At 51.1% G+C, this 20,106-nt stretch carries 12 protein-coding genes, 1 tRNA gene, 3 rRNA genes and 1 riboswitch; of the genes, 8 read left to right on the forward strand and 8 right to left on the reverse strand.

Annotated elements, in window-relative coordinates:
* Positions 1-220: 220 nt before the first annotated feature.
* Positions 221-1,378: an alpha-hydroxy acid oxidase gene (locus BZG84_RS15015; RefSeq protein WP_077479478.1), complete on the forward strand. Its 1,158-nt coding sequence runs from the start codon at positions 221-223 to the stop codon at positions 1,376-1,378.
* A 63-nt stretch (positions 1,379-1,441) separates the two neighbouring features.
* Here BZG84_RS15015 and BZG84_RS15020 read toward each other — a convergent pair whose 3' ends face one another.
* Positions 1,442-1,984 (reverse strand): single-stranded DNA-binding protein, encoded by a 543-nt coding sequence (locus BZG84_RS15020; RefSeq protein ID WP_069588185.1) that lies wholly within the window; start codon positions 1,982-1,984, stop codon positions 1,442-1,444.
* A 285-nt stretch (positions 1,985-2,269) separates the two neighbouring features.
* Between BZG84_RS15020 and BZG84_RS15025 the strand changes: the two genes are divergently transcribed.
* From BZG84_RS15025 to BZG84_RS15045, 5 genes are all read left to right on the forward strand, one after another.
* Positions 2,270-2,971 (forward strand): LuxR C-terminal-related transcriptional regulator, encoded by a 702-nt coding sequence (locus BZG84_RS15025; protein WP_077479479.1) that lies wholly within the window; start codon positions 2,270-2,272, stop codon positions 2,969-2,971.
* Positions 2,972-3,036: 65 nt separating this feature from the next.
* A complete protein-coding gene (locus tag BZG84_RS15030) occupies positions 3,037-3,990 on the forward strand; it encodes an acetyltransferase (RefSeq protein WP_077678417.1) in 954 nt (317 codons plus the stop codon).
* A gap of 262 nt (positions 3,991-4,252) precedes the next feature.
* The gene (galU, locus tag BZG84_RS15035; protein WP_069588192.1) at positions 4,253-5,113 is read left to right on the forward strand and encodes a UTP--glucose-1-phosphate uridylyltransferase GalU; all 861 of its coding nucleotides are present in this window, start codon (positions 4,253-4,255) and stop codon (positions 5,111-5,113) included.
* A gap of 151 nt (positions 5,114-5,264) precedes the next feature.
* Positions 5,265-8,090, forward strand: a complete 2,826-nt coding sequence (gene uvrA / locus BZG84_RS15040) for an excinuclease ABC subunit UvrA (RefSeq protein WP_077678418.1) — start codon at positions 5,265-5,267, stop codon at positions 8,088-8,090.
* Complete coding sequence (locus tag BZG84_RS15045) at positions 8,090-9,763, forward strand: Wzy polymerase domain-containing protein (RefSeq protein WP_077678419.1); 1,674 nt, start codon at positions 8,090-8,092, stop codon at positions 9,761-9,763. The genes uvrA and BZG84_RS15045 overlap by 1 nt, the downstream gene beginning before the upstream one ends.
* A gap of 7 nt (positions 9,764-9,770) precedes the next feature.
* Here BZG84_RS15045 and BZG84_RS15050 read toward each other — a convergent pair whose 3' ends face one another.
* Positions 9,771-10,904, reverse strand: a complete 1,134-nt coding sequence (locus BZG84_RS15050) for a pyridoxal-phosphate-dependent aminotransferase family protein (RefSeq protein WP_077481747.1) — start codon at positions 10,902-10,904, stop codon at positions 9,771-9,773.
* Between the two features lie 227 nt (positions 10,905-11,131).
* A riboswitch (Lysine riboswitch) is annotated at positions 11,132-11,316 on the forward strand.
* An 85-nt stretch (positions 11,317-11,401) separates the two neighbouring features.
* Here BZG84_RS15050 and lysC point away from each other — a divergent pair.
* Complete coding sequence (lysC, locus tag BZG84_RS15055) at positions 11,402-12,787, forward strand: lysine-sensitive aspartokinase 3 (protein WP_077481749.1); 1,386 nt, start codon at positions 11,402-11,404, stop codon at positions 12,785-12,787.
* A 39-nt stretch (positions 12,788-12,826) separates the two neighbouring features.
* Here lysC and metH read toward each other — a convergent pair whose 3' ends face one another.
* Positions 12,827-16,492, reverse strand: coding sequence for a methionine synthase (metH, locus tag BZG84_RS15060; RefSeq protein WP_198536747.1), 3,666 nt, complete (start codon positions 16,490-16,492; stop codon positions 12,827-12,829).
* A gap of 181 nt (positions 16,493-16,673) precedes the next feature.
* Here metH and BZG84_RS15065 point away from each other — a divergent pair, with 181 nt between their 5' ends.
* Positions 16,674-17,966, forward strand: a complete 1,293-nt coding sequence (locus tag BZG84_RS15065; protein WP_069588200.1) for a cation:proton antiporter — start codon at positions 16,674-16,676, stop codon at positions 17,964-17,966.
* A gap of 45 nt (positions 17,967-18,011) precedes the next feature.
* Here the strand turns inward: BZG84_RS15065 and metA are convergent, their stop codons facing one another.
* The 5 genes from metA to BZG84_RS15090 form a co-directional block, all read right to left on the reverse strand.
* Positions 18,012-18,959, reverse strand: a complete 948-nt coding sequence (gene metA / locus BZG84_RS15070; protein WP_077678420.1) for a homoserine O-acetyltransferase MetA — start codon at positions 18,957-18,959, stop codon at positions 18,012-18,014.
* A gap of 185 nt (positions 18,960-19,144) precedes the next feature.
* Positions 19,145-19,260, reverse strand: a 5S ribosomal RNA gene (rrf, locus tag BZG84_RS15075).
* A gap of 7 nt (positions 19,261-19,267) precedes the next feature.
* Positions 19,268-19,343: transfer RNA gene (locus tag BZG84_RS15080), tRNA-Thr, on the reverse strand.
* Positions 19,344-19,586: 243 nt separating this feature from the next.
* Positions 19,587-19,702: ribosomal RNA gene (gene rrf / locus BZG84_RS15085) — 5S ribosomal RNA — on the reverse strand.
* A 122-nt stretch (positions 19,703-19,824) separates the two neighbouring features.
* Positions 19,825-20,106: ribosomal RNA gene (locus tag BZG84_RS15090) — 23S ribosomal RNA — on the reverse strand; the annotation flags it as partial.

Raw genomic sequence — 20,106 nt, forward strand, 5'->3', positions numbered from 1 at the left:
GGACTACAACCATACTAAGACCAAATTATTTATCGATTTTATCAAGCAAGAAGTTAAGAACTTGTATATTTAAGGGAATATCACGACTTAAAAAGCGATAGCGCATGCGCGGCTTTGCGCGATTTTGGAAAAAGTATTTTATTTTTTGTCTATATATCGATAACAACTGCCGCGCTAAGGTAAGGGTCTTTACTCACCTCACAAAACGGACGCGAGATCCATGTCTTACTACAATCCTAACTATCCCGACACACCGGCACTCAAACGTGCGGCCAAAAAGCGTATTCCCGCCTTTGCCTTTGATTATTTATGTGGTGGATGCCACGACGAAATCGGTCTCGCTCATAATTTTGATCGCTTTAAAGACGTCAAGCTACAGTCTGATCTCTTGGCTCCCACCCCTGAGATTGATTTGTCCGTTGAGCTCTTTGGCCACCGCTATGCCGCGCCCTTTGGCATTGCGCCTGTAGGCTTACAAGGTTTGATGTGGCCTAAAGCGCCTGAAATCCTTGCCAAAGCCGCACTGGAAGCCAATGTGCCCTACGTACTTAGCACAGTATCGTCGGCAAGTCTTGAAACCATTGCCGACATTTCTGAGGGCACCGCGTGGTATCAGCTCTATAACCCAACCGATGCTAAGATCCGCGAAGATCTGATGGGCCGCATTAAGCGTGCAGGCTACAAGGTTCTCCTCGTCACCGTCGATGTACCAACCTTTGGTTATCGCCCTCGTGACATCAAAAACGGCTTAGCCATGCCACCCAAAATGAACCTACGCAATATTGCACAAATGATGCAATGTCCAAGCTGGTGTTGGCATACCTTGCTGGCGGGGGTACCGGAAATGCAAACCCTCAAACCCTACATGCCGAAGAATATGCCCACCAGCGAGTTGGCAAACTTTATGAACAATACCGTGATGGGTGCAGTGGATTTTGAAAGCCTGAAAGTGATCCGTGACAACTGGGATGGCCCCTTGATTCTCAAAGGACTGGTCAATCCTGAAGACGTCGCTCAGGCCGTTGCCCTAGGTGCTGATGGGGTGGTGCTATCCAACCATGGAGGCCGTCAGTTAGATATCGGCGAATCGCCGCTCGATACCATTCGCACTATCGACAAGGCCTATGGGGATAAAATTAAGCTGTTGCTAGACAGCGGCGTACAAAGCGGTGGCAACGTTGCGCAGGCGATGGCCATGGGAGCCGACTTTACCTTGCTGGGCCGTACCTTTGTTTATGCGTGCGGCGCCGTGGGGCATCATGGTGGCGAGCACGCGATTGAAATGCTCAAACAGCAAATGACGCAAGTCATGGGGCAGTTAAAGTGTCCAACGCCGACACAACTGCCACATTTCCTCAAAGCCGGCCCCGGTGTTTAAGTTCATCAGATAAAGAAAAGCCCCGTCACAACGGGGCTTATCGCTTTTCGAGTAAACCGTTTTTTAGAACGGAATATCGTCGTCAAAGTCAGGCAGATCGTTATACTGCTGCTGAGGTTGCGATTGCGGCTGAGATTGCGGCGCGGCTTGCTGCTGAGGCGGCTGCTGGTTGAAGTTGTTTTGTGGCTGTTGAGGCTGACCCCATCCACCTTGCTGCTGCGACTGCTGCATCGGCTGACCTTGGCCTGGTCCGGCACGGCCACCAAGCATTTGCATGCTGCCGTTAAAGCCTTGTACCACTACTTCTGTTGAGTAGCGGTCTTGACCACTTTGATCTTGCCATTTGCGTGTTTGTAACTGACCTTCAATATAAACTTGCGAGCCCTTACGCAAATACTCGCCAGCCACTTCTGCGGTCTTACCAAACAGGACCACGCGATGCCATTCGGTTTTTTCACGCATCTCGCCAGTGCTCTTGTCGCGCCATGACTCCGAGGTCGCTAGGCTCAAGTTCGCCACTGCACCACCGTTCGGGAGATAACGGATTTCCGGATCATTGCCCAAATTACCAATCAAGATGACTTTGTTTATGCCACGGCTGGCCATAGGTGACTCCCACTCTTGTTACGCGCGAAAACATTTTCGCCTACTGGATAAATAAACACGAAGTCTAGCACGAGCGCCCAAGAGGTTCGATGCTTTTCCACGCGATCTGGTTCCAGATTCTGTATTCACGCTACGAACCTAAGAATGGTCATACGCTTACATATACGTAGACAACAAAAATAGTTTAGACTGAATAAAGTCCCCGCGTGAGCGCCTCTCTGCGCTGAATTATGCAATAATACGCACATCGGTGAGCACGCTTTACGTCAGATAAGTAGGAACTTTATGAGCAAGGCAGAAACCACGTCCGATTCTTACACACTGCTTCTCATCTCTCAGCCCAGCATGTCTGTCTCTGCATTGATCGCGTGTTTAGAAAAAGAAATCCGCGGCACCGTCGAACTCGTGAGCCCAGATACCATTCACGAAAAGCTCACCGAACGTTCTGGGTTGGTCCTGATTGATTTAAGTGCCTTCGACGACACCGCCACCGAGCGTCTTAAACATGCACTCACACCGTATGCCGATCAGCATGTGTTTGCTCTCCTCAATGCCCATGATCTTACCGCGAAGGAATTGGCAAGCTGGCCCTTTATTAAAGGGGTATTTAAGAAAGACGATGAGTTAAGCCATCTGTGCTACGGCATCGAAAAGATGTTCTCGGGAGAATATTGGCTCCCCCGCCACAAAATGGCGGCGCTGATTCACTACTATCAGCAGCATTACCAACAAACTATCGATGAGCAAGCCATTGTGCTCACCAACCGCGAGCAAGAAATCTTACGGCATCTGGTCACAGGCGCGTCGAATCAAGATATTGCCAATGCGCTTGCGGTCAGCGAACACACGGTTAAATCGCATTTATATAATGTTTTCAAAAAGATAAATGTAAAAAATCGCGTACAAGCTGTTTTTTGGGCGAAAAACAACTTATCGTTAATCGGATCGGTCGGGCTCGAACTCGGTCCTGACAGTTACGATGATTAATCGCGAATACATCCTCCCGATCCCAACGGCGCACTCGCGCCGTTTTTGCAATAAGGAAGTCGCAAATGGCCTTTGATGTTTTTAATGGCGATGCCGACGGGCTAACCGCACTGGTACAGTGGCGCCTCGCTTATCCTCAAAACACCACCCTCATCACTGGTGTGAAGCGGGATATTGCGTTGTTGCAACACGTCCCAGTTGAGACCGAACAGGTCAATGTGTTTGATATCTCGATGGCAAAAAATCGTCCTGCCTTAGAGGCCTTATTGCAGGCGGGTGCCAGCGTTTTTTATGCAGACCACCATGACAGTGGGCCGCTTCCGACCTCGCCCTTGTTAGATGCGCACATTCATACTGCATCGAATACCTGTACCGCACTGATTATTGACGCCCTCCTGGGTGGCCAATATCGTCATTGGGCGCTCGTGGGCGCTTATGGTGACAACCTGAACCGCAGTGCTGACGCCCTAGTGAAGCAAAGCGAGATCGATGCCGCCACGCGCGACCGCCTACAGCGCTTAGGGGTGTATCTAAACTACAACAGTTATGGTGCCAGTTTGGATGATCTACTTATGCCGCCTGCAGTGCTTTATCGCCACATTGCCGGATTTGAAACGCCTGACGACTTTATGCAAGCCTATCCAGATATCGTGATGGCGCTAGCAGAGGGATACCAAACCGATCGTGCTCATGCAGAACAACTTACTGCCGAGTATGACTATGCCGGTGGTGCCGTCTATCTACTACCCAATGCGCCTTGGGCGCGGCGTATCAGCGGCATGTTCGGCAATCAGCTTGCCAACCAATCGCCCGATAAAGCTCATGCGGTATTAACGCCAACACCGGATGGAGACTGGATGGTTAGCATTCGCGCCCCCTTAAACCGTCCCCTAGGCGCAGTGGCTCTCGCACAACAATTTGCCACAGGCGGAGGGCGAGAAGGCGCGGCTGGAATCAATGCCTTGCCACAAACAAAGCTATCCGACTTTGTATCGGCTTTCAGTCGCCACTACCCATAAGTTTGCTCAGCCTCTTAACTCTGTCTCGCGTGAGCATGGGTAAAGAGTGTGAACTAACGCATATTCATGTCGTCAGAGTCTGGGTGAGCGATGAGTGAGGCCGTGCGTTTCGCTATACTGGAGCGATCGCGGCTTGCTTCCCTGCGCGTCGCCCAGCAAAATAATGCCCAACCTATTGCTGTGAGTGGCGTATTTGGTTGCCATTCACGTAAATCACGCTGCGGCCTGTATGGCCACATCAGTGACGAAAAAAGGATCCAAGATGATTAACAAATGTCTGTTCCCCGCCGCCGGTTATGGTACGCGCTTTCTACCCGCGACCAAGTCCATGCCCAAAGAGATGATGCCTGTCGTCAATAAACCATTGATTGAGTACGGTGTTGATGAAGCACTTGAAGCGGACATCCACGGCATGTGTATTGTAACGGGTCGCGGTAAGCATGCGATCATGGATCATTTCGATAAGAACTATGAACTGGAGCATCAGATCAGCGGCACCAATAAAGAAGTGCTGTTGGATGATATCCGTAACACCATCGAAAAAGCCTCGTTTACCTATATTCGCCAACATGAAATGCGTGGCTTAGGACACGCCATTTTAACCGGTCGTGAACTGGTGGGTGATGAAGCATTTGCGGTCGTGCTGGCGGATGACCTGTGTATCAACCCGGGGCATGGGGTGCTTAAACAAATGGTGGCGCTATACAAACAATTTCGCTGTTCTATCGTCGCGGTGGAAGAAGTGCCAGAAGATGAGACCCATAAATACGGGGTTATTTCCGGGCAAGAGATCAAAGACGACCTTTTCCGCGTAGACAACATGGTGGAAAAACCTGACCCGGGTACAGCGCCGAGTAATTTAGCCATTATCGGCCGTTATATTTTAACCCCTGATATTTTTGAACTGCTCGAAAACACACCACCGGGCAAAAACGGTGAAGTGCAAATCACTGACGCCTTGCTCAAGCAAGCGCAAGCCGGATGTGTGTTGGCCTATAAATTTAAAGGGGAGCGCTTTGACTGTGGCAGCGTGGAAGGCTTTATCGAAGCCACGAATCATTGCTATCAAAACCTCTACTTAGGTGGCAAAAACAAAGACGAAGCCACGGTTAAAAACCCGTAACCCCCGCTCTGCGTTGCGTCTCGACGTAAGGCTTTCCACCTTGACAAAAGGCTGTGTAAATATACAGCCTTTTTTGTTTGGTCACAGCGCCGTCTATGCGATACTGAACACCGGTGACCAATAAGTGAGCTGACTGAGAAGTAGGATAACAATGGATAATATCGACGTCAGAGGCGCGCGTACGCACAACCTCAAAAACATCAACCTAACCATTCCCCGCGATAAGTTGATTGTCATCACCGGGCTCTCTGGATCCGGAAAATCATCTTTAGCCTTTGACACCTTATATGCAGAAGGACAACGTCGCTATGTTGAGTCTTTGTCGGCTTATGCGCGCCAGTTTCTCTCTTTGATGGAAAAGCCCGACGTTGATCATATTGAAGGCTTGTCCCCCGCTATCTCCATTGAGCAAAAATCAACCTCGCATAACCCACGCTCAACTGTGGGTACCATCACCGAAGTTTACGATTACTTGCGCTTGCTGTATGCGCGGGTCGGTGAGCCTCGCTGTCCAACCCATGATGTGACCTTGGCCGCTCAGACGATTAGCCAAATGGTCGATAAAGTGCTTGCCCTACCAGAGGGCAGCAAATTGATGTTGCTCGCCCCGATTATCAAAAACCGCAAAGGCGAGCACGTTAAAACCCTCGAAAACCTTGCCGCGCAGGGCTTTATTCGCGCACGTATTAATGGCGAAGTCTGTGATCTGTCCGATCCACCAACTTTGGAGCTTCATAAAAAACACACCATTGAAGTGGTGGTGGATCGCTTTAAAGTCCGTGACGATCAACAACAACGCTTAGCGGAGTCGTTTGAAACCGCCCTCGAGCTCACCGGCGGCAGCGCGGTGATCAGCTGGATGGATGGCGACGGCGAAGAGCTGATCTTCTCTGCCAATTTTGCCTGCCCGCACTGCGGTTACAGCATGCAAGAGTTAGAGCCTCGTCTGTTTTCCTTTAATAATCCGGCTGGTGCATGCGGCACCTGTGATGGCTTAGGCGTACAACAGTACTTCGATCCTAAACGGATTATTCAAAACCCTGCGGTCAGCCTCGCCGGTGGGGCTATTCGAGGCTGGGATCGACGCAATTTCTACTACTTTCAGATGCTGCGCTCACTCGCCGATCACTACGACTTTGATCTCGAGCTGCCGTGGCAAGATCTGTCTGGCACCATTCAAGACATTCTGCTTTACGGTTCAGGCCCGAAAGAGATCGAGTTTAAATACGTCAACGATCGGGGCGATATTCGTGTGCGCAAACATCCGTTTGAGGGGATCCTCAACAATATGGAGCGTCGCTACCGTGATACCGAATCTAATGCGGTACGTGACGAGCTAGCTAAGTACATTGCGACTAAGCCGTGTGCAAGCTGTGGCGGATCACGATTGCGTCAAGAAGCACGCCATGTCTTTATTGATGGCCGCAACTTACCTGAAATTTGCGAGCTGAGCATTCAACAAGCCCTCGACTTTTTTGAACAGCTGACCTTATCAGGTCAACGTGCCAAAATTGCCGAAAAAGTTATGAAAGAGATCCATGACAGATTGCGCTTTTTGGTCAATGTCGGGCTTAATTATCTTAACTTGTCACGAAGCGCCGATACGCTTTCTGGCGGGGAAGCACAGCGTATCCGCTTGGCCAGTCAAATCGGGGCTGGCTTGGTCGGGGTAATGTACGTGCTTGATGAACCATCGATTGGTTTGCATCAACGAGATAACGCACGTTTGCTCGATACACTGGAGCATTTACGCGACCTCGGTAACACCGTTCTGGTGGTCGAGCATGATGAAGACGCCATTCGCGCCGCCGACTACGTGATTGATATTGGTCCAGGCGCTGGTGCTCACGGCGGACAAATCGTGGCTGAGGGCAGTCTCGACGATATTCTCAACAATGACAACTCGCTAACCGGACAGTACCTCAGCGGCAAGCAGGCGATTGCCGTTCCAGAGACCCGTCGCCCTCGAGATCCTGAAAAAATGCTGGTGCTTAAAGGCGCAACGGGGAACAACTTAAAACATGTCGATTTACACTTGCCCGTGGGCTTATTCACTTGTGTCACCGGTGTATCTGGGTCAGGAAAGTCGACCTTAATTAACGATACCTTCTTTAAAGTGGCCCACCAGCAACTCAATGGTGCCACCACCGCCGAGCCCGCGCCTTACGAGTCTATTGACGGGTTAGGACATTTCGACAAAGTGATCGATATTGATCAAAGCCCCATTGGGCGTACTCCACGTTCAAACCCAGCCACCTATACGGGGATCTTTACGCCGATACGTGAGCTCTTCGCCGGCACGCAAGAGGCTCGGGCACGCGGGTATAAAGTAGGTCGCTTTAGCTTTAACGTACGCGGCGGTCGCTGCGAAGCCTGCCAAGGCGATGGGGTGATCAAAGTAGAAATGCACTTCTTACCCGATGTGTATGTGCCTTGCGATGTATGTAAAGGGAAACGCTATAACCGCGAAACACTCGAAGTGCGCTATAAAGGTAAAACGATCGATGAAGTTTTGGAAATGACCGTCGAAGACGCACGTGAATTTTTCGACGCCGTCCCCGCTATCAAGCGTAAACTACAGACGTTGATGGATGTGGGTCTGAGTTATATTCGTCTTGGCCAAGCCGCCACCACCTTATCGGGCGGCGAAGCACAGCGGGTAAAACTGGCCCGTGAGCTATCTAAGCGCGATACCGGTAAAACGCTTTATATCCTTGATGAACCGACAACCGGCTTGCACTTCCATGATATTCAGCAGTTGCTAAATGTGTTGCATCGCTTACGCGAACAAGGCAACACCATTGTGGTGATCGAGCATAACCTAGATGTGATTAAAACCGCAGATTGGATCATCGATTTAGGGCCTGAAGGCGGTAACGGCGGCGGTGAAATCATTGCTCAAGGCACGCCAGAAGAGATCGTCAATGTGGTTGGTAGCCACACAGCACACTTCTTGAAGCCCATGTTGGAGCGATAATGACACAGGCGTTACCCACCCACCGAGTGAAACGAAAACCGCTTACGGTGCCCTTTTTAGGGGCACTGGCGGCGTTATGGCTGATCTGTTTGCCATTGTATTCGGTCGACTTGCCGTTGGTGGGTATTCGCCATCCTGCTGCCGCTCTGTCGTTACTCACGCTTAGTTTGGTGTTGGGGTTCGCCGGACTGGAAGTGTGGCGACAGCACACATGGCGCGTCACTCACTTAACCTGGGCGTTAGTGGCCGCCACGCTCTGTGCCAGTGTGCCATATCTTTATCCGCAAGCGGCAACGCTAAACAGTGGCTATGCCATCGCCGCATTGGTCCTCAGCCTCGGTTTTTTCTCCAGCTTACAGCAGTTTATTTTTAATCATGCCCAGCGACAAAAGCTACTGGCCGTCTTGATGCTTGCCTCTTGGTTGGCCATCCTTTCCGTCTTAGGCAACCAATCGCCTCCGGGCATGGCGCCTTTTAAGTTTGAGCATTGGGTGCCGCATTTACCCGCTGCCGTGACCCATGCGTTGTTACTCACCGGCCTAAGTTTGGCGGCTTATCTGCTCGCCCGAGAGCCAAGTAACCGCTACCGCCATCCCATAACGCAAAGCGTGTTGGTGTTCACGCCAGTGGTTATCCTGCCCGTGCTTGCCATGCAAGGACGACCGCTACTGCTCCTGTTTGCCCTTTGCGCCATTGCCTTGCAACAAGTTTATCTCAGTCGCTTTGCGACGCGGCGCCAGCACCTTGCGTGGCTGGCCGCCATGTCTGCCGGGGCGTTACTCGCGGTGTTCGGGCTGACCGGTCAAGAAAGCTGGCAATGGCTCACGCCTCAAGACAAACGCGCACTGTGGCTTGCCTGGCAGCAATTTCAACAAACGCCTTTTTTTGGCGTTGGCATGGGTCATGGACAAACGACTCTACTACTGGCATCGGCGGCACATCCGGGACACACGGGTCCTGTGAAATTACCGAGCGCGCTAGCATTGTGGTTATTGGAAGGTGGGCTTGTGATGGCACTGGCGTATCTTGCCGTGATACTGCCACTGGCGCTTCGCATTATCCGCGCCCCTTCAGGCACGCGGCGTATGCTCGTTGCGCTCGTGCTTCCGCCACTCACTGGCTTGCTTATCTATCCGGCCAGCGGTACGCAGTGGTTTAACGGCATTTTACTGCTCATGTGGCTGTACTGGCTGGATAATTTAACCAGCAAATACCAACGAATCACATTTTCTACCGCCGAATATGGGCAGCGTATCGCGACACGCAGTATTGCCACTGTAATGATCTTGGTGGGATTGTTGTGCCTATCATCGGTGTATTTAGCCAATCGCTACTTGCGTGACTCTTTATTAACCTCTCAGCGTATTGCGCTCTATCAGCAACATCCGTGGTGGCAAAGTAAACTCACCCAAGGGCTCGCAGAACAGCACTTTCAGCACAACCTAGAGACGCTGTCGGATGCCGATCGCCACCAGCACCTTAACTTATGGCTGCAGCATGTGGCACAACACCCCACGTTTGCGGGCTACCAGCATGCTTATCAGATTGCTCTGCAAATTGGCGATACGCAGCGGGCGCGCGATATTCAGCAAGAGGCGCGATATTTGTTTCCGCAAGCCGCCAAGGTGTGGACCACTCGCCACACCTTACCGATGCGCACTCTGCCGGAATAACGTGCGCCTAGCGCAGTGCGTCGCCCAATGCTTTTAAGCATAGCGCGATGTTTTCTTCACGCGCACTGTAGCCCATTAAGCCAATTCGCCATGCCTTACCAGCGAGATCGCCCAAACCAGCACCGATTTCGAGGTTATAGGTGTTGAGCAGATGTTGGCGTACCGCGCCATCATCGACACCATCCGGAATATACACCGCGTTCAATTGCGGCAAGCGATAAGGCTCATCCACCACAAAGCGGATACCTAAATCGTCCAACCCCGCTTTTAAGCGTTGATGCATGGTTTGATGACGCTGCCAAGCGTTCTCAATGCCCTCTTGATATAACTTGAGTAATGATTCATGCAATGCATACAGACTGTTAACCGGTGCAGTATGGTGATAACTGCGTTTGCCGTCACCGCTCCAATAGCCCAGCACTAAGCTTTGATCGAGAAACCAGCTTTGTACCTTGTGGGTGCGCGCTTGCATTTTTTCAACGGCACGCGCCGAGAAGGTGACCGGCGATAAGCCTGGGACGCATGACAAGCATTTCTGACTGCCGGAGTAGACCGCATCAAGTTGCCATTCATCGACTTTCAAGGGGACACCGCCAAGTGATGTTACGGCATCAACAATGGTAAGGCAGCCGTGCTCGCGCGCCAGCGTCGCCAGTGTTTGCGCATCTGAGCAAGCGCCCGTGGAGGTTTCAGCATGAACAAACGCGACGATACTAGCCTCTGGATGCGCTTTTAATGCCGCTTCAACCTTGTCGGGGCTGACAGGCTCGCCCCATGCATCGTCAACCATCACCGCGTGCGCACCACAGCGTTCAACGTTTTCTCGCATTCGGTCGCCAAACACCCCGTTGCGACAGACAATCACGGTATCACCGGGCTCTACAAGGTTAACGAAGCACGCTTCCATTCCTGCACTCCCGGGGGCAGAGACCGCAATGGTAAACGGATTCTCGGTCTGAAAGGCATATTGTAAGAGCTGTTTGACCTCATCCATCATCGCAATAAAAAGGGGATCGAGGTGTCCCAACGTCGGACGACTCAACGCCTGCAACACTTGCGGAGAAATATCAGACGGGCCAGGGCCCATCAGGGTGCGCTCTATCGGCTGAAATGAGCGGATATCGGAAATTGAAGTTGCCATAACCTATCCTTGTGTCTGCTAAATTTGCGCTTTCCGTTATAGCATACTTTGTGTTCATCGCCCCATTGCCACATCGCGAACTTACGTGCTAGAGCGCATATTCAACGGGTGGCGGATAGCGGCGGTATAGGTGCCTGATCGTCGCTTTGTAACGCAATTGGCGGTTGACAACCACTCACTAGCGCCCGTAATGTAGCCACTCACCATGTGGATCAACACATGGCCGAACATACAGAAGAGGTGCATCACTCAGGCAGTTATCACGCGGAGCCCTACTCCAAGGCGTGATAATCAGGGGAGGCGATGCCGAGGGGGTTCCGACAGGGTAAGGAGCCGCCGGCCATGAAGGCTGAATCCTTCAGGCTGTCACTTGTCATCCATTTGGACAGACAGGTGGAGCGCTTCTGGCAGAATGCCTGCCGTTTGCTCTTCCTTTTTGCTCGCGTTTGCGACGTGACTTCTGATGTTCCCCACTGACTTTTAAATATGTTGAATCAATGAGCACGAGCTCAAAAGGGGAAAAGGACGTGAACCCGTTACCATCTATTTCAGTCGCTAAATTTGGCGGCACCAGTGTTGGCAACTTTGCCGCCATGCAACAAAGTGCCGCAGTGATTATGCGCCATCCCGAGACCCGTTTTGTAGTGATTAGCGCATGTGCCGGCGTCACCAACCATCTTGTCGCCTTAGCCCAAGGCATAAAAAACGATGTCTTACGCCAAAACACACTGGATGCAATAGACGCTATCCACCAGCAAATACTGGCAGCTTTGCCTCCTTGTCATCACACCCAAGAAGCAGTGCGAACGCTCCACCAGCAGATTATCTCCTTGAGTGAGCAAGCCTGTGAGGCCCCGAGCGAAGCGCTTACCGATACCTTGGTTGCCTGTGGCGAGCTTACCTCTACGCACCTGTTTACTCACTTGCTCGTCCACCTTGGCCTACCCGCAGCTCGGATTGATGCCCGCGAATATTTGAAAACGGATAGCCAATTTGGTCACGCTATTCCAGATATCGCCCTGACTCAGCAACAGTGTCAGCGCTTGAATGCGCAGCTAGACAATCACATTCTAGTGACCCAAGGCTTTATCGGTGCCGACAAAGAAGGACGAACGACAACTCTTGGCCGAGGAGGCAGCGACTACAGTGCCGCTTTGTTTGCCGAGGCTCTCGGGGCAACAAGCTTGGCGATTTGGACCGATGTACCGGGTATTTATACTACCGACCCACGCCTCGCCGCCAAAGCACGTCCTATTGCAGAGATCAGCTTTAGTGAAGCATCGGAGATGGCGACGTTTGGCGCCAAAGTGCTCCACCCCTCCACGCTATTACCCGCGGTACGCCAGCATATTCCTGTCTTTGTCGGGGCGGCCTGTGCGCCGGAAAAAGGCGGGACTTGGATCCGAGAACAGGCGGAATCATCCCCCCTATTCCGCGCCATTGCGTTGCGCCGAAATCAAACCATGGTGACCTTGACCAGTTTGACGATGTTCCAAGCGTATGGCTTTCTTGCCAACGTCTTCGCGATCCTAGCGCGCCATCAGATCTCCGTCGATCTGATCACTACCTCCGAAGTCAGCGTGTCTTTGACGCTCGATCAAACCAATACACAGGGTGAGGTGCCCCGTTTGCCTGATGCTGCCTTAGAGGAACTCTCAACCTTGTGCCATGTTGACGTTTGCCAACACTTAGCCGTGGTCGCCTTGATCGGTAATGAGATGCGTCATACCCCGGGGGCGGTGACGCCGGTATTTAACGCCTTAGATACTGCCACCTTGCGCATGATTTGTTATGGCGCGAGTAATCACAATGTGTGTATGGTGGTTGATGACGACAGTGCCACCGAGGTGGTGCAGCGTTTACATACACAGCTTTTTGAGTAAAACCCAAAAGAAAAGCCAGCGTGCGCTGGCTTTTCTCGGTTAGGCATTAAGATTAGGGCCTAGCCACTTTTCAGCTTCCTCAAGACACCAGCCTTTACGTGCTGCGTAGCTATCACGTTGATCATTTTGAATTTTCGCTACCGCAAAGTAACGTGACTCTGGATGGGAAAAATACCAACCCGAAACCGACGCGCCCGGCCACATGGCATAGCTTTCGGTCAGTGTCATCCCCGTATGCGCTTCTACCGATAGCAATTGCCAAATCTTGCCTTTCTCACTGTGTTCAGGACAGGCGGCATAACCTGGCGCTGGCCGGATCCCTTGGTATTGTTCGCGGATCAGGGCGTCGTTATCAAGCGTCTCATCGGGCGCATACCCCCACAAGGTGATCCGAATTTGCTGGTGAAGATATTCCGCAAAGGCTTCTGCGAGTCGATCCGCCACCGCTTGGATCATGATCGCGTTGTAATCGTCCCCTTTCGCTTTGTACTCTTCCGCCAAAGCATACTCACCAATGCCGCCTGTCACCGCAAATGCACCAATCCAATCCGGCTGACCGCTGCTTTTCGGCGCAATAAAGTCTGACAAGCAATAGTTCGCACCACGCGGCTTTTGTGTTTGCTGGCGCAAGTGATTCAATATCGTGCTCACCGTTTGTCGTGACGAGTCGGTATACACTTCAATATCATCATCCACGCTATTGGCAGGAAAGAGGCCACACACCCCTTTTGCCGCTACCAAGCCTTCTGCCTCGAAACGATCGAGCCAAGCATTGGCGTCTTGATACAAACGACGGGCTTCCTCCCCCACCAGCTCGTGATCCAAAATCGCGGGGAATTTGCCACTGAGAGACCACGTCATAAAGAAAGGCGTCCAGTCGATATACTGACGTAAGGTCGCTATCGAAACATCATCGTAAACATGGATGCCTGGCTTCGCCGGTTGCGGAGGCATATAGTTTGCCCAATCCGTTTGCCACTTGTTATCGCGAGCTTGCTCCAAGGTCACCGGTGGCGTGCGGGGCGCTTTACGCTGATGCTGCTCACGCACAGTGTCATACTCTTTGGCCAAACGCGCGACAAAATCAGGTCGCTGCGTCTCGGATAATAACGAGGAGCACACCCCAACCGCACGCGACGCGTTGGGTACATAGACCACAGGCGCATGGTAATGCTGCTCAATCTTCACCGCGGTATGGGCTTTGGACGTGGTCGCACCGCCAATCAACAGAGGAATATCAAACCCTTGGCGCTCCATCTCTTTCGCCACGTTCACCATCTCATCTAACGATGGGGTGATCAGACCCGACAGACCAATAATGTCGACGTTTTCTTCTCGGGCCACCGACAGGATCTTATCGGTCGGCACCATCACACCGAGATCAATAATCTCAAAGTTATTGCACTGCAGCACCACGCCCACAATGTTTTTGCCAATGTCGTGTACATCGCCTTTGACGGTGGCGAGCAGGATCTTGCCATTGGTCTGCCCTTGCTGCTTTTCTGCATTGATGTAAGGTTCAAGGTAGGCCACCGCTTGCTTCATCACCCGTGCCGACTTCACCACCTGAGGCAGGAACATCTTGCCTTCGCCAAACAAGTCCCCAACCACGTTCATGCCCGCCATCAACGGGCCTTCAATCACTTCTAGAGGTTTACTCGCTGCCACGCGAGCCAGCTCGGTATCTTCAACAATAAATTCTGTAATGCCTTTGACCAATGCATGTTCCAGCCGCTTTTCTACTGGCCAGCTGCGCCACTCCGCGGTTTCCGCGACCTCGCTCTCACCACTATCACGATAGCTGTCGGCGATCTCCAATAAGCGCTCCGTGGCACCATCATCTTTGTTGAGCACCACATCTTCTACTGCCAAGCGCAGCGATTCAGGCAAATCATCATAGATGGCTAACTGGCCCGCATTGACGATCCCCATGTCCATGCCATTTTTGATGCAGTGATACAAGAACACCGCATGAATAGCCTCACGGACGGGGTTGTTGCCTCGAAACGAAAACGACACATTTGAGACCCCGCCCGAGATCATGGCATGCGGCAGGGTTTGTTTGATCTCGGCCACGGCGTTGATGAAATCGACCGCGTAGTTATTGTGCTCATCAATACCGGTGGCAACCGCAAAGATATTGGGATCGAAGATAATGTCTTCTGGTGGAAAGCCGACTTGCTCGACCAGAAGATGATAGGCCCGCGTACAGATTTCCACTTTTCGTGCCTGAGTATCGGCCTGGCCCCGCTCATCAAACGCCATCACAATCACCGCTGCACCATAGCGGCGGATCAAACGTGCTTGGTGAAGAAAGGCTTCTTCTCCTTCTTTGAGAGAAATAGAATTGACGATGCCTTTCCCTTGAATGCACTTGAGGCCAGCTTCAATCACCTCCCATTTAGAGGAGTCAATCATCACAGGTACACGGGCAATATCTGGCTCGGCCGCGCAAAGATTGAGAAATCGCACCATGGCCTTTTCGGCATCCAACATACCCTCATCCATATTGATATCGATGATTTGGGCGCCGTTTTCCACTTGCTGCAATGCCACTTCAAGCGCTTCGTCGTATTGCTCTTCAACGATTAAGCGTTTAAAGCGTGCTGAGCCGGTCACATTGGTGCGCTCTCCCACATTTACAAACAAACTATCGGCATCAATGGTCAGAGGCTCGAGTCCAGATAAGCGACAGGCGACTGGATGAGCCGGCAAGGGGCGAGGAGGATGCGTCGCAACGACATCACTGATCGCTTGAATATGTTCAGGCGTGGTACCACAACAACCACCGACCAAGTTGATAAAGCCTGACGCCGCCCACTCATCAATGTGTGTCGCCATCTGTTCAGGAGAGAGGTCATACTCACCAAACGCGTTGGGCAACCCCGCGTTAGGGTGGACAGAGACAAAGCCCTCACAAATGTCGCTCAGCTCTTTGACATACTGGCGCAATTCCGCCGGTCCCAGCGCACAGTTTAAGCCAAAAGACAGTGGCTCAACATGACGCAAGGAGTGATAGAAAGCGGCGGTCGTTTGTCCGGATAAGGTGCGCCCAGATGCATCAGTGATGGTACCGGAGATCATAATGGGTAGGCGCAGGCCACGAGCATCAAAGACCTTCTCCACCGCAAAGGCGCACGCCTTGGCGTTCAAGGTATCAAAGATGGTCTCCAACATGATGATATCAACACCGCCATCAATGAGCGCTTCGGTGGACTCGGCATACACGTCGACTAACTGATCAAAACTGACATTGCGAAAGCCCGGGTCATTCACATCCGGTGAGATTGAGCACGTTCGGTTGGTCGGCCCTAACACACCCGCGACAAAGCGGGGTTTATTTGGCGTTTTCGCCGTCCACGCATCAGCAACCTCACGCGCTAGCCGAGCGGCCGCGACGTTGATTTCCGCACTCAGCGCTTGCATGTCGTAATCGGCCATCGCGATTTGGGTGGCGTTAAAGGTATTGGTTTCAATAATGTCCGCGCCCGCAGCCAGATAATCACTGTGTAGCGCAGCGATTTTATCGGGTTGAGTCAGCACCAAAAGGTCATTGTTACCTTTTACATCACAGTGCCAATCTTTAAAACGCGCGCCACGATAATCGGCCTCATTGAGCCCTAGCCCCTGAATCATGGTGCCCATACCACCATCGATTACCAAAATACGTTCGCGCAGTTGTTGTGTCAGTTGGTCCATACTCATTACGCTTATCATCTTCCTCAATGCGATAATTTCATCCTACCACAGCGAAAATGGAAATCTAGACGTCTATTTAAATGAATTAATATTGATCTATTTCAAATCTGCTGTTCGTTTTGGAAGCGATTTCTATTAATATTTTGTAACTCTTTTTTCCACTCCCTAGCCGTATCAGGAATGATGTATGTCAACCTACGCTATCCTCAGCTTTATGGCCGCTGCCGCCATTATCATCGCGTTTATTAACAGTAAAATTAGCCGCGTCCAAACCACCATCGCAATCACGGCAGGTGCACTTTTACTGTCTTTAGGGATAGTGATTGCCGGTCAGTATCAAGCCCTGCCTCTAAAGGCGATTGCCGCGCAAACTTTAGGGGATATTCATTTTGAGGAGTTTCTCCTTGAGGGCGTGCTTGGCTTTCTACTTTTTGCTGGAGGGCTGGGCGTCAAACTGCCTTCGTTTTCAGACCAAAAATGGGAAATCACCACCCTAGCACTCGGTGCGACGCTGCTCTCCGTGTTTTTAGTGGGATCCGGTGTGTGGGGCGTGTTCCAACTGATTGGGGTACAATTTGATTATATTTACTGCTTACTTTTCGGCGCCCTTATCTCACCCACGGACCCCATTGCCGTGCTTGCGATTGTCAAAAAATTACATGCCCCCATGCGTATTACCACCCAAATCGAAGGCGAGTCGTTGTTTAACGATGGTTTTGGCTTGGTGGTGTTTGTGACTATTTTCACCCTCGCATTCGGACATCAAAACCCAACCTTGGCGGGTACCCTGTCGCTGTTTGCGCAAGAAGCGATTGGCGGCATATGTTACGGCCTAGTTTTAGGCTATGCCTTTCACCGTTTGATTTGTGCCACTAACGATCACTCCATGGAGCTGTTGCTCACTTTAGCCATTCCCAGTGCTGGCTATGTGCTCGCCGATATGCTGCATGTTTCCGGTCCACTGGCAATGGTCGTCTCCGGGATCATGATCGGTAACTGGACCCGCTTTATTGGCTTTTCCAAAGAAAGTGAAGATCACCTCGACCATTTCTGGGAACTGGTCGATGAATTTCTTAACAGCTTACTGTTCTTGCTCATCGGCTTGAGCTTGTTGCAAATCACCTTTCATGAAGAGGACTGGATTGTAATGGGTTGTGTAGTGCCTTTAGTGCTAGCGGCTCGCTATTTGAGTGTCAAAGCCTGCTATCTCGGTTTCCGATGCTTTCGCGAATATAACCCGTGGGCTGTGCGCATTCTCACATGGGGAGGATTGCGTGGAGGCCTCGCCTTGGCCATGGCCATGGCGGTACCAGCTGGCATTATTGTGGTCCCAGAAAAACAAATCGATGTCAGAGAGCTGATTTTGGTGATGACTTACGCGGTGGTGGTGTTTTCTATTTTGGTACAAGGCTCAACCATGACCGGCATGGTTGATAAAGCAAACGCAGCTCAAGACGAGATGGACAAGCGCCTTCAATGAACTCCGCGCCTTTGTCTATCATAAAGGCGCCAGGTGGCGCCTTTTTTATTCATCAAGCGTAAAGTTAGACGCTGAAAATGTATCCAAATCGAAGGGGGTTTGCTGATAGACACAATAGTTCAGCCAATTCGCAAACAGCAGATGCCCGTGACTGCGCCAGCTCACATACGGTGGCTGAGAAGGATCGTCATCCGGGTAATAGTTAATGGGGATCACCGGCTCCATCCCCTCCTCTAAATCGCGGTGATACTCGTCATTCAAAGTATGCGCATCATACTCAGGGTGCCCAGTGACAAACACATTGCGTTTATCTTTCGTCGCGGCCAGATACGTCCCCGCCTCATTGGACGTGGCTAAGATATCGAGATCGGTATGTTCATTCAGATAATGAGGAGAAAAGTCTGCATAACGTGAATGAGGCGCTAAGAAACTATCATCAAAACCGCGTAATAGTGGATGCTTAGATAACTCGCTATTTATCTGATGGCGATAAACACCTGATAGCTTTTCTTTGCGAGTTTTCTTAGGCAAATCGTAAAGTAGCTTTAAGCCCGCTTGCGCTGCCCAACAAATATAGAGTGTGGAGGTGACATGTTGGTGTGCCCAATTCATCACATCCTGTAAATGCTCCCAGTAAATCACGTCCTCAAACTGCACTAATCCGAGTGGCGCGCCTGTGACAATCAAACCATCGAAGTTACGCCCCCGCACGGCCTCAAATTGGCGATAGAAGGTATCAAGATGCTCGGTCGGCGTGTTCTTGCTTGGTCGGTTATCTATCCGTAAAAGCTCAACATCCACTTGCAAAGGGCTGTTAGAGAGCAAACGCATAAATTGCGTTTCGGTCTCGATTTTCTTTGGCATCAGGTTTAGAAGCAGGACTTTCAGCGGACGGATGTTTTGACTTACCGCGCGCGTTTCTGTCATCACAAAGATATTTTCACGCCGCAGAATATTGGTCGCGGGAAGTTGGTCCGGAATTTTAATCGGCATCACTGCCTCCTAGAGATGTTTAGACGTCCAGATATCTAATAACATAACGCAGCCGATTATAGAGCTCAAGCAATAATCAAGTGGGAAAGGGTAATACTCTATTTAGAATAGAAAGGAATCGGTATGGAAGGACAATACGTAGAAACGAAAAAGCCCCCCGCAAATGCGGAGGGCTTATGAATAACTCTTGGCAGTGACCTACTCTCACATGGGGAGACCCCACACTACCATCGGCGCAGCAACGTTTCACTTCTGAGTTCGGCATGGATTCAGGTGGTGCCGTTACGCTATGGCCGCCAAGAAAATACTGGTGCTGATAGGCAGATTTGAACTGCCGACCTCACCCTTACCAAGGGTGCGCTCTACCAACTGAGCTATATCAGCGAAAACGCTTTACCAAAGTCTTACTTTTTATCTGCTTTGATAATTAAATCACTTCTCATCAAAGTCTTACAGACATCCGCTTTGATGCTTAAATTTTTGCTAACTAAAGCCCAACATTAAGCTCTAATTAGATTATCTTGTTTGATGCGATGAGGATGTTGAATCGAGACGCGCAGTGTATGCCAATACATGAGCATCGCAGATATCAAAAGCATCGAGCTATCAACAAGATAAGCAATGAAAGCCTGGCGATGTCCTACTCTCACATGGGGAGACCCCACACTACCATCGGCGCTGCTTCGTTTCACTACTGAGTTCGGCATGGAGTCAGGTGGGTCCAAAGCGCTATGGTCGCCAAGCAAAATTTTGTTTTGTCTTCACTTTTTTAAAAAGTGAAAACCATCAATCTAGAAAGCTGTTCGTTCTCGCCACAATCAACTGGCTTTATTTYAAGTCCAACCCAAAACCTCTTGGGTGTTGTATGGTTAAGCCTCACGGGCAATTAGTACAGGTTAGCTCAACGCCTCACAGCGCTTACACACCCTGCCTATCAACGTCGTAGTCTACGACAACCCTTTAGAGAGCTCGAAGCTCTAGGGATGACTCATCTCGGGGCCAGCTTCGCGCTTAGATGCTTTCAGCGCTTATCTGTGCCGAACTTAGCTACCGGGCAATGCGTCTGGCGACACAACCCGAACACCAGCGGTTCGTCCACTCCGGTCCTCTCGTACTAGGAGCAGCTCCCCTCAATCATCCAACGCCC

It is taken from the genome of Salinivibrio sp. PR932 (assembly GCF_001996125.1).
Taxonomy (GTDB): Bacteria; Pseudomonadota; Gammaproteobacteria; order Enterobacterales; family Vibrionaceae; genus Salinivibrio; species Salinivibrio proteolyticus.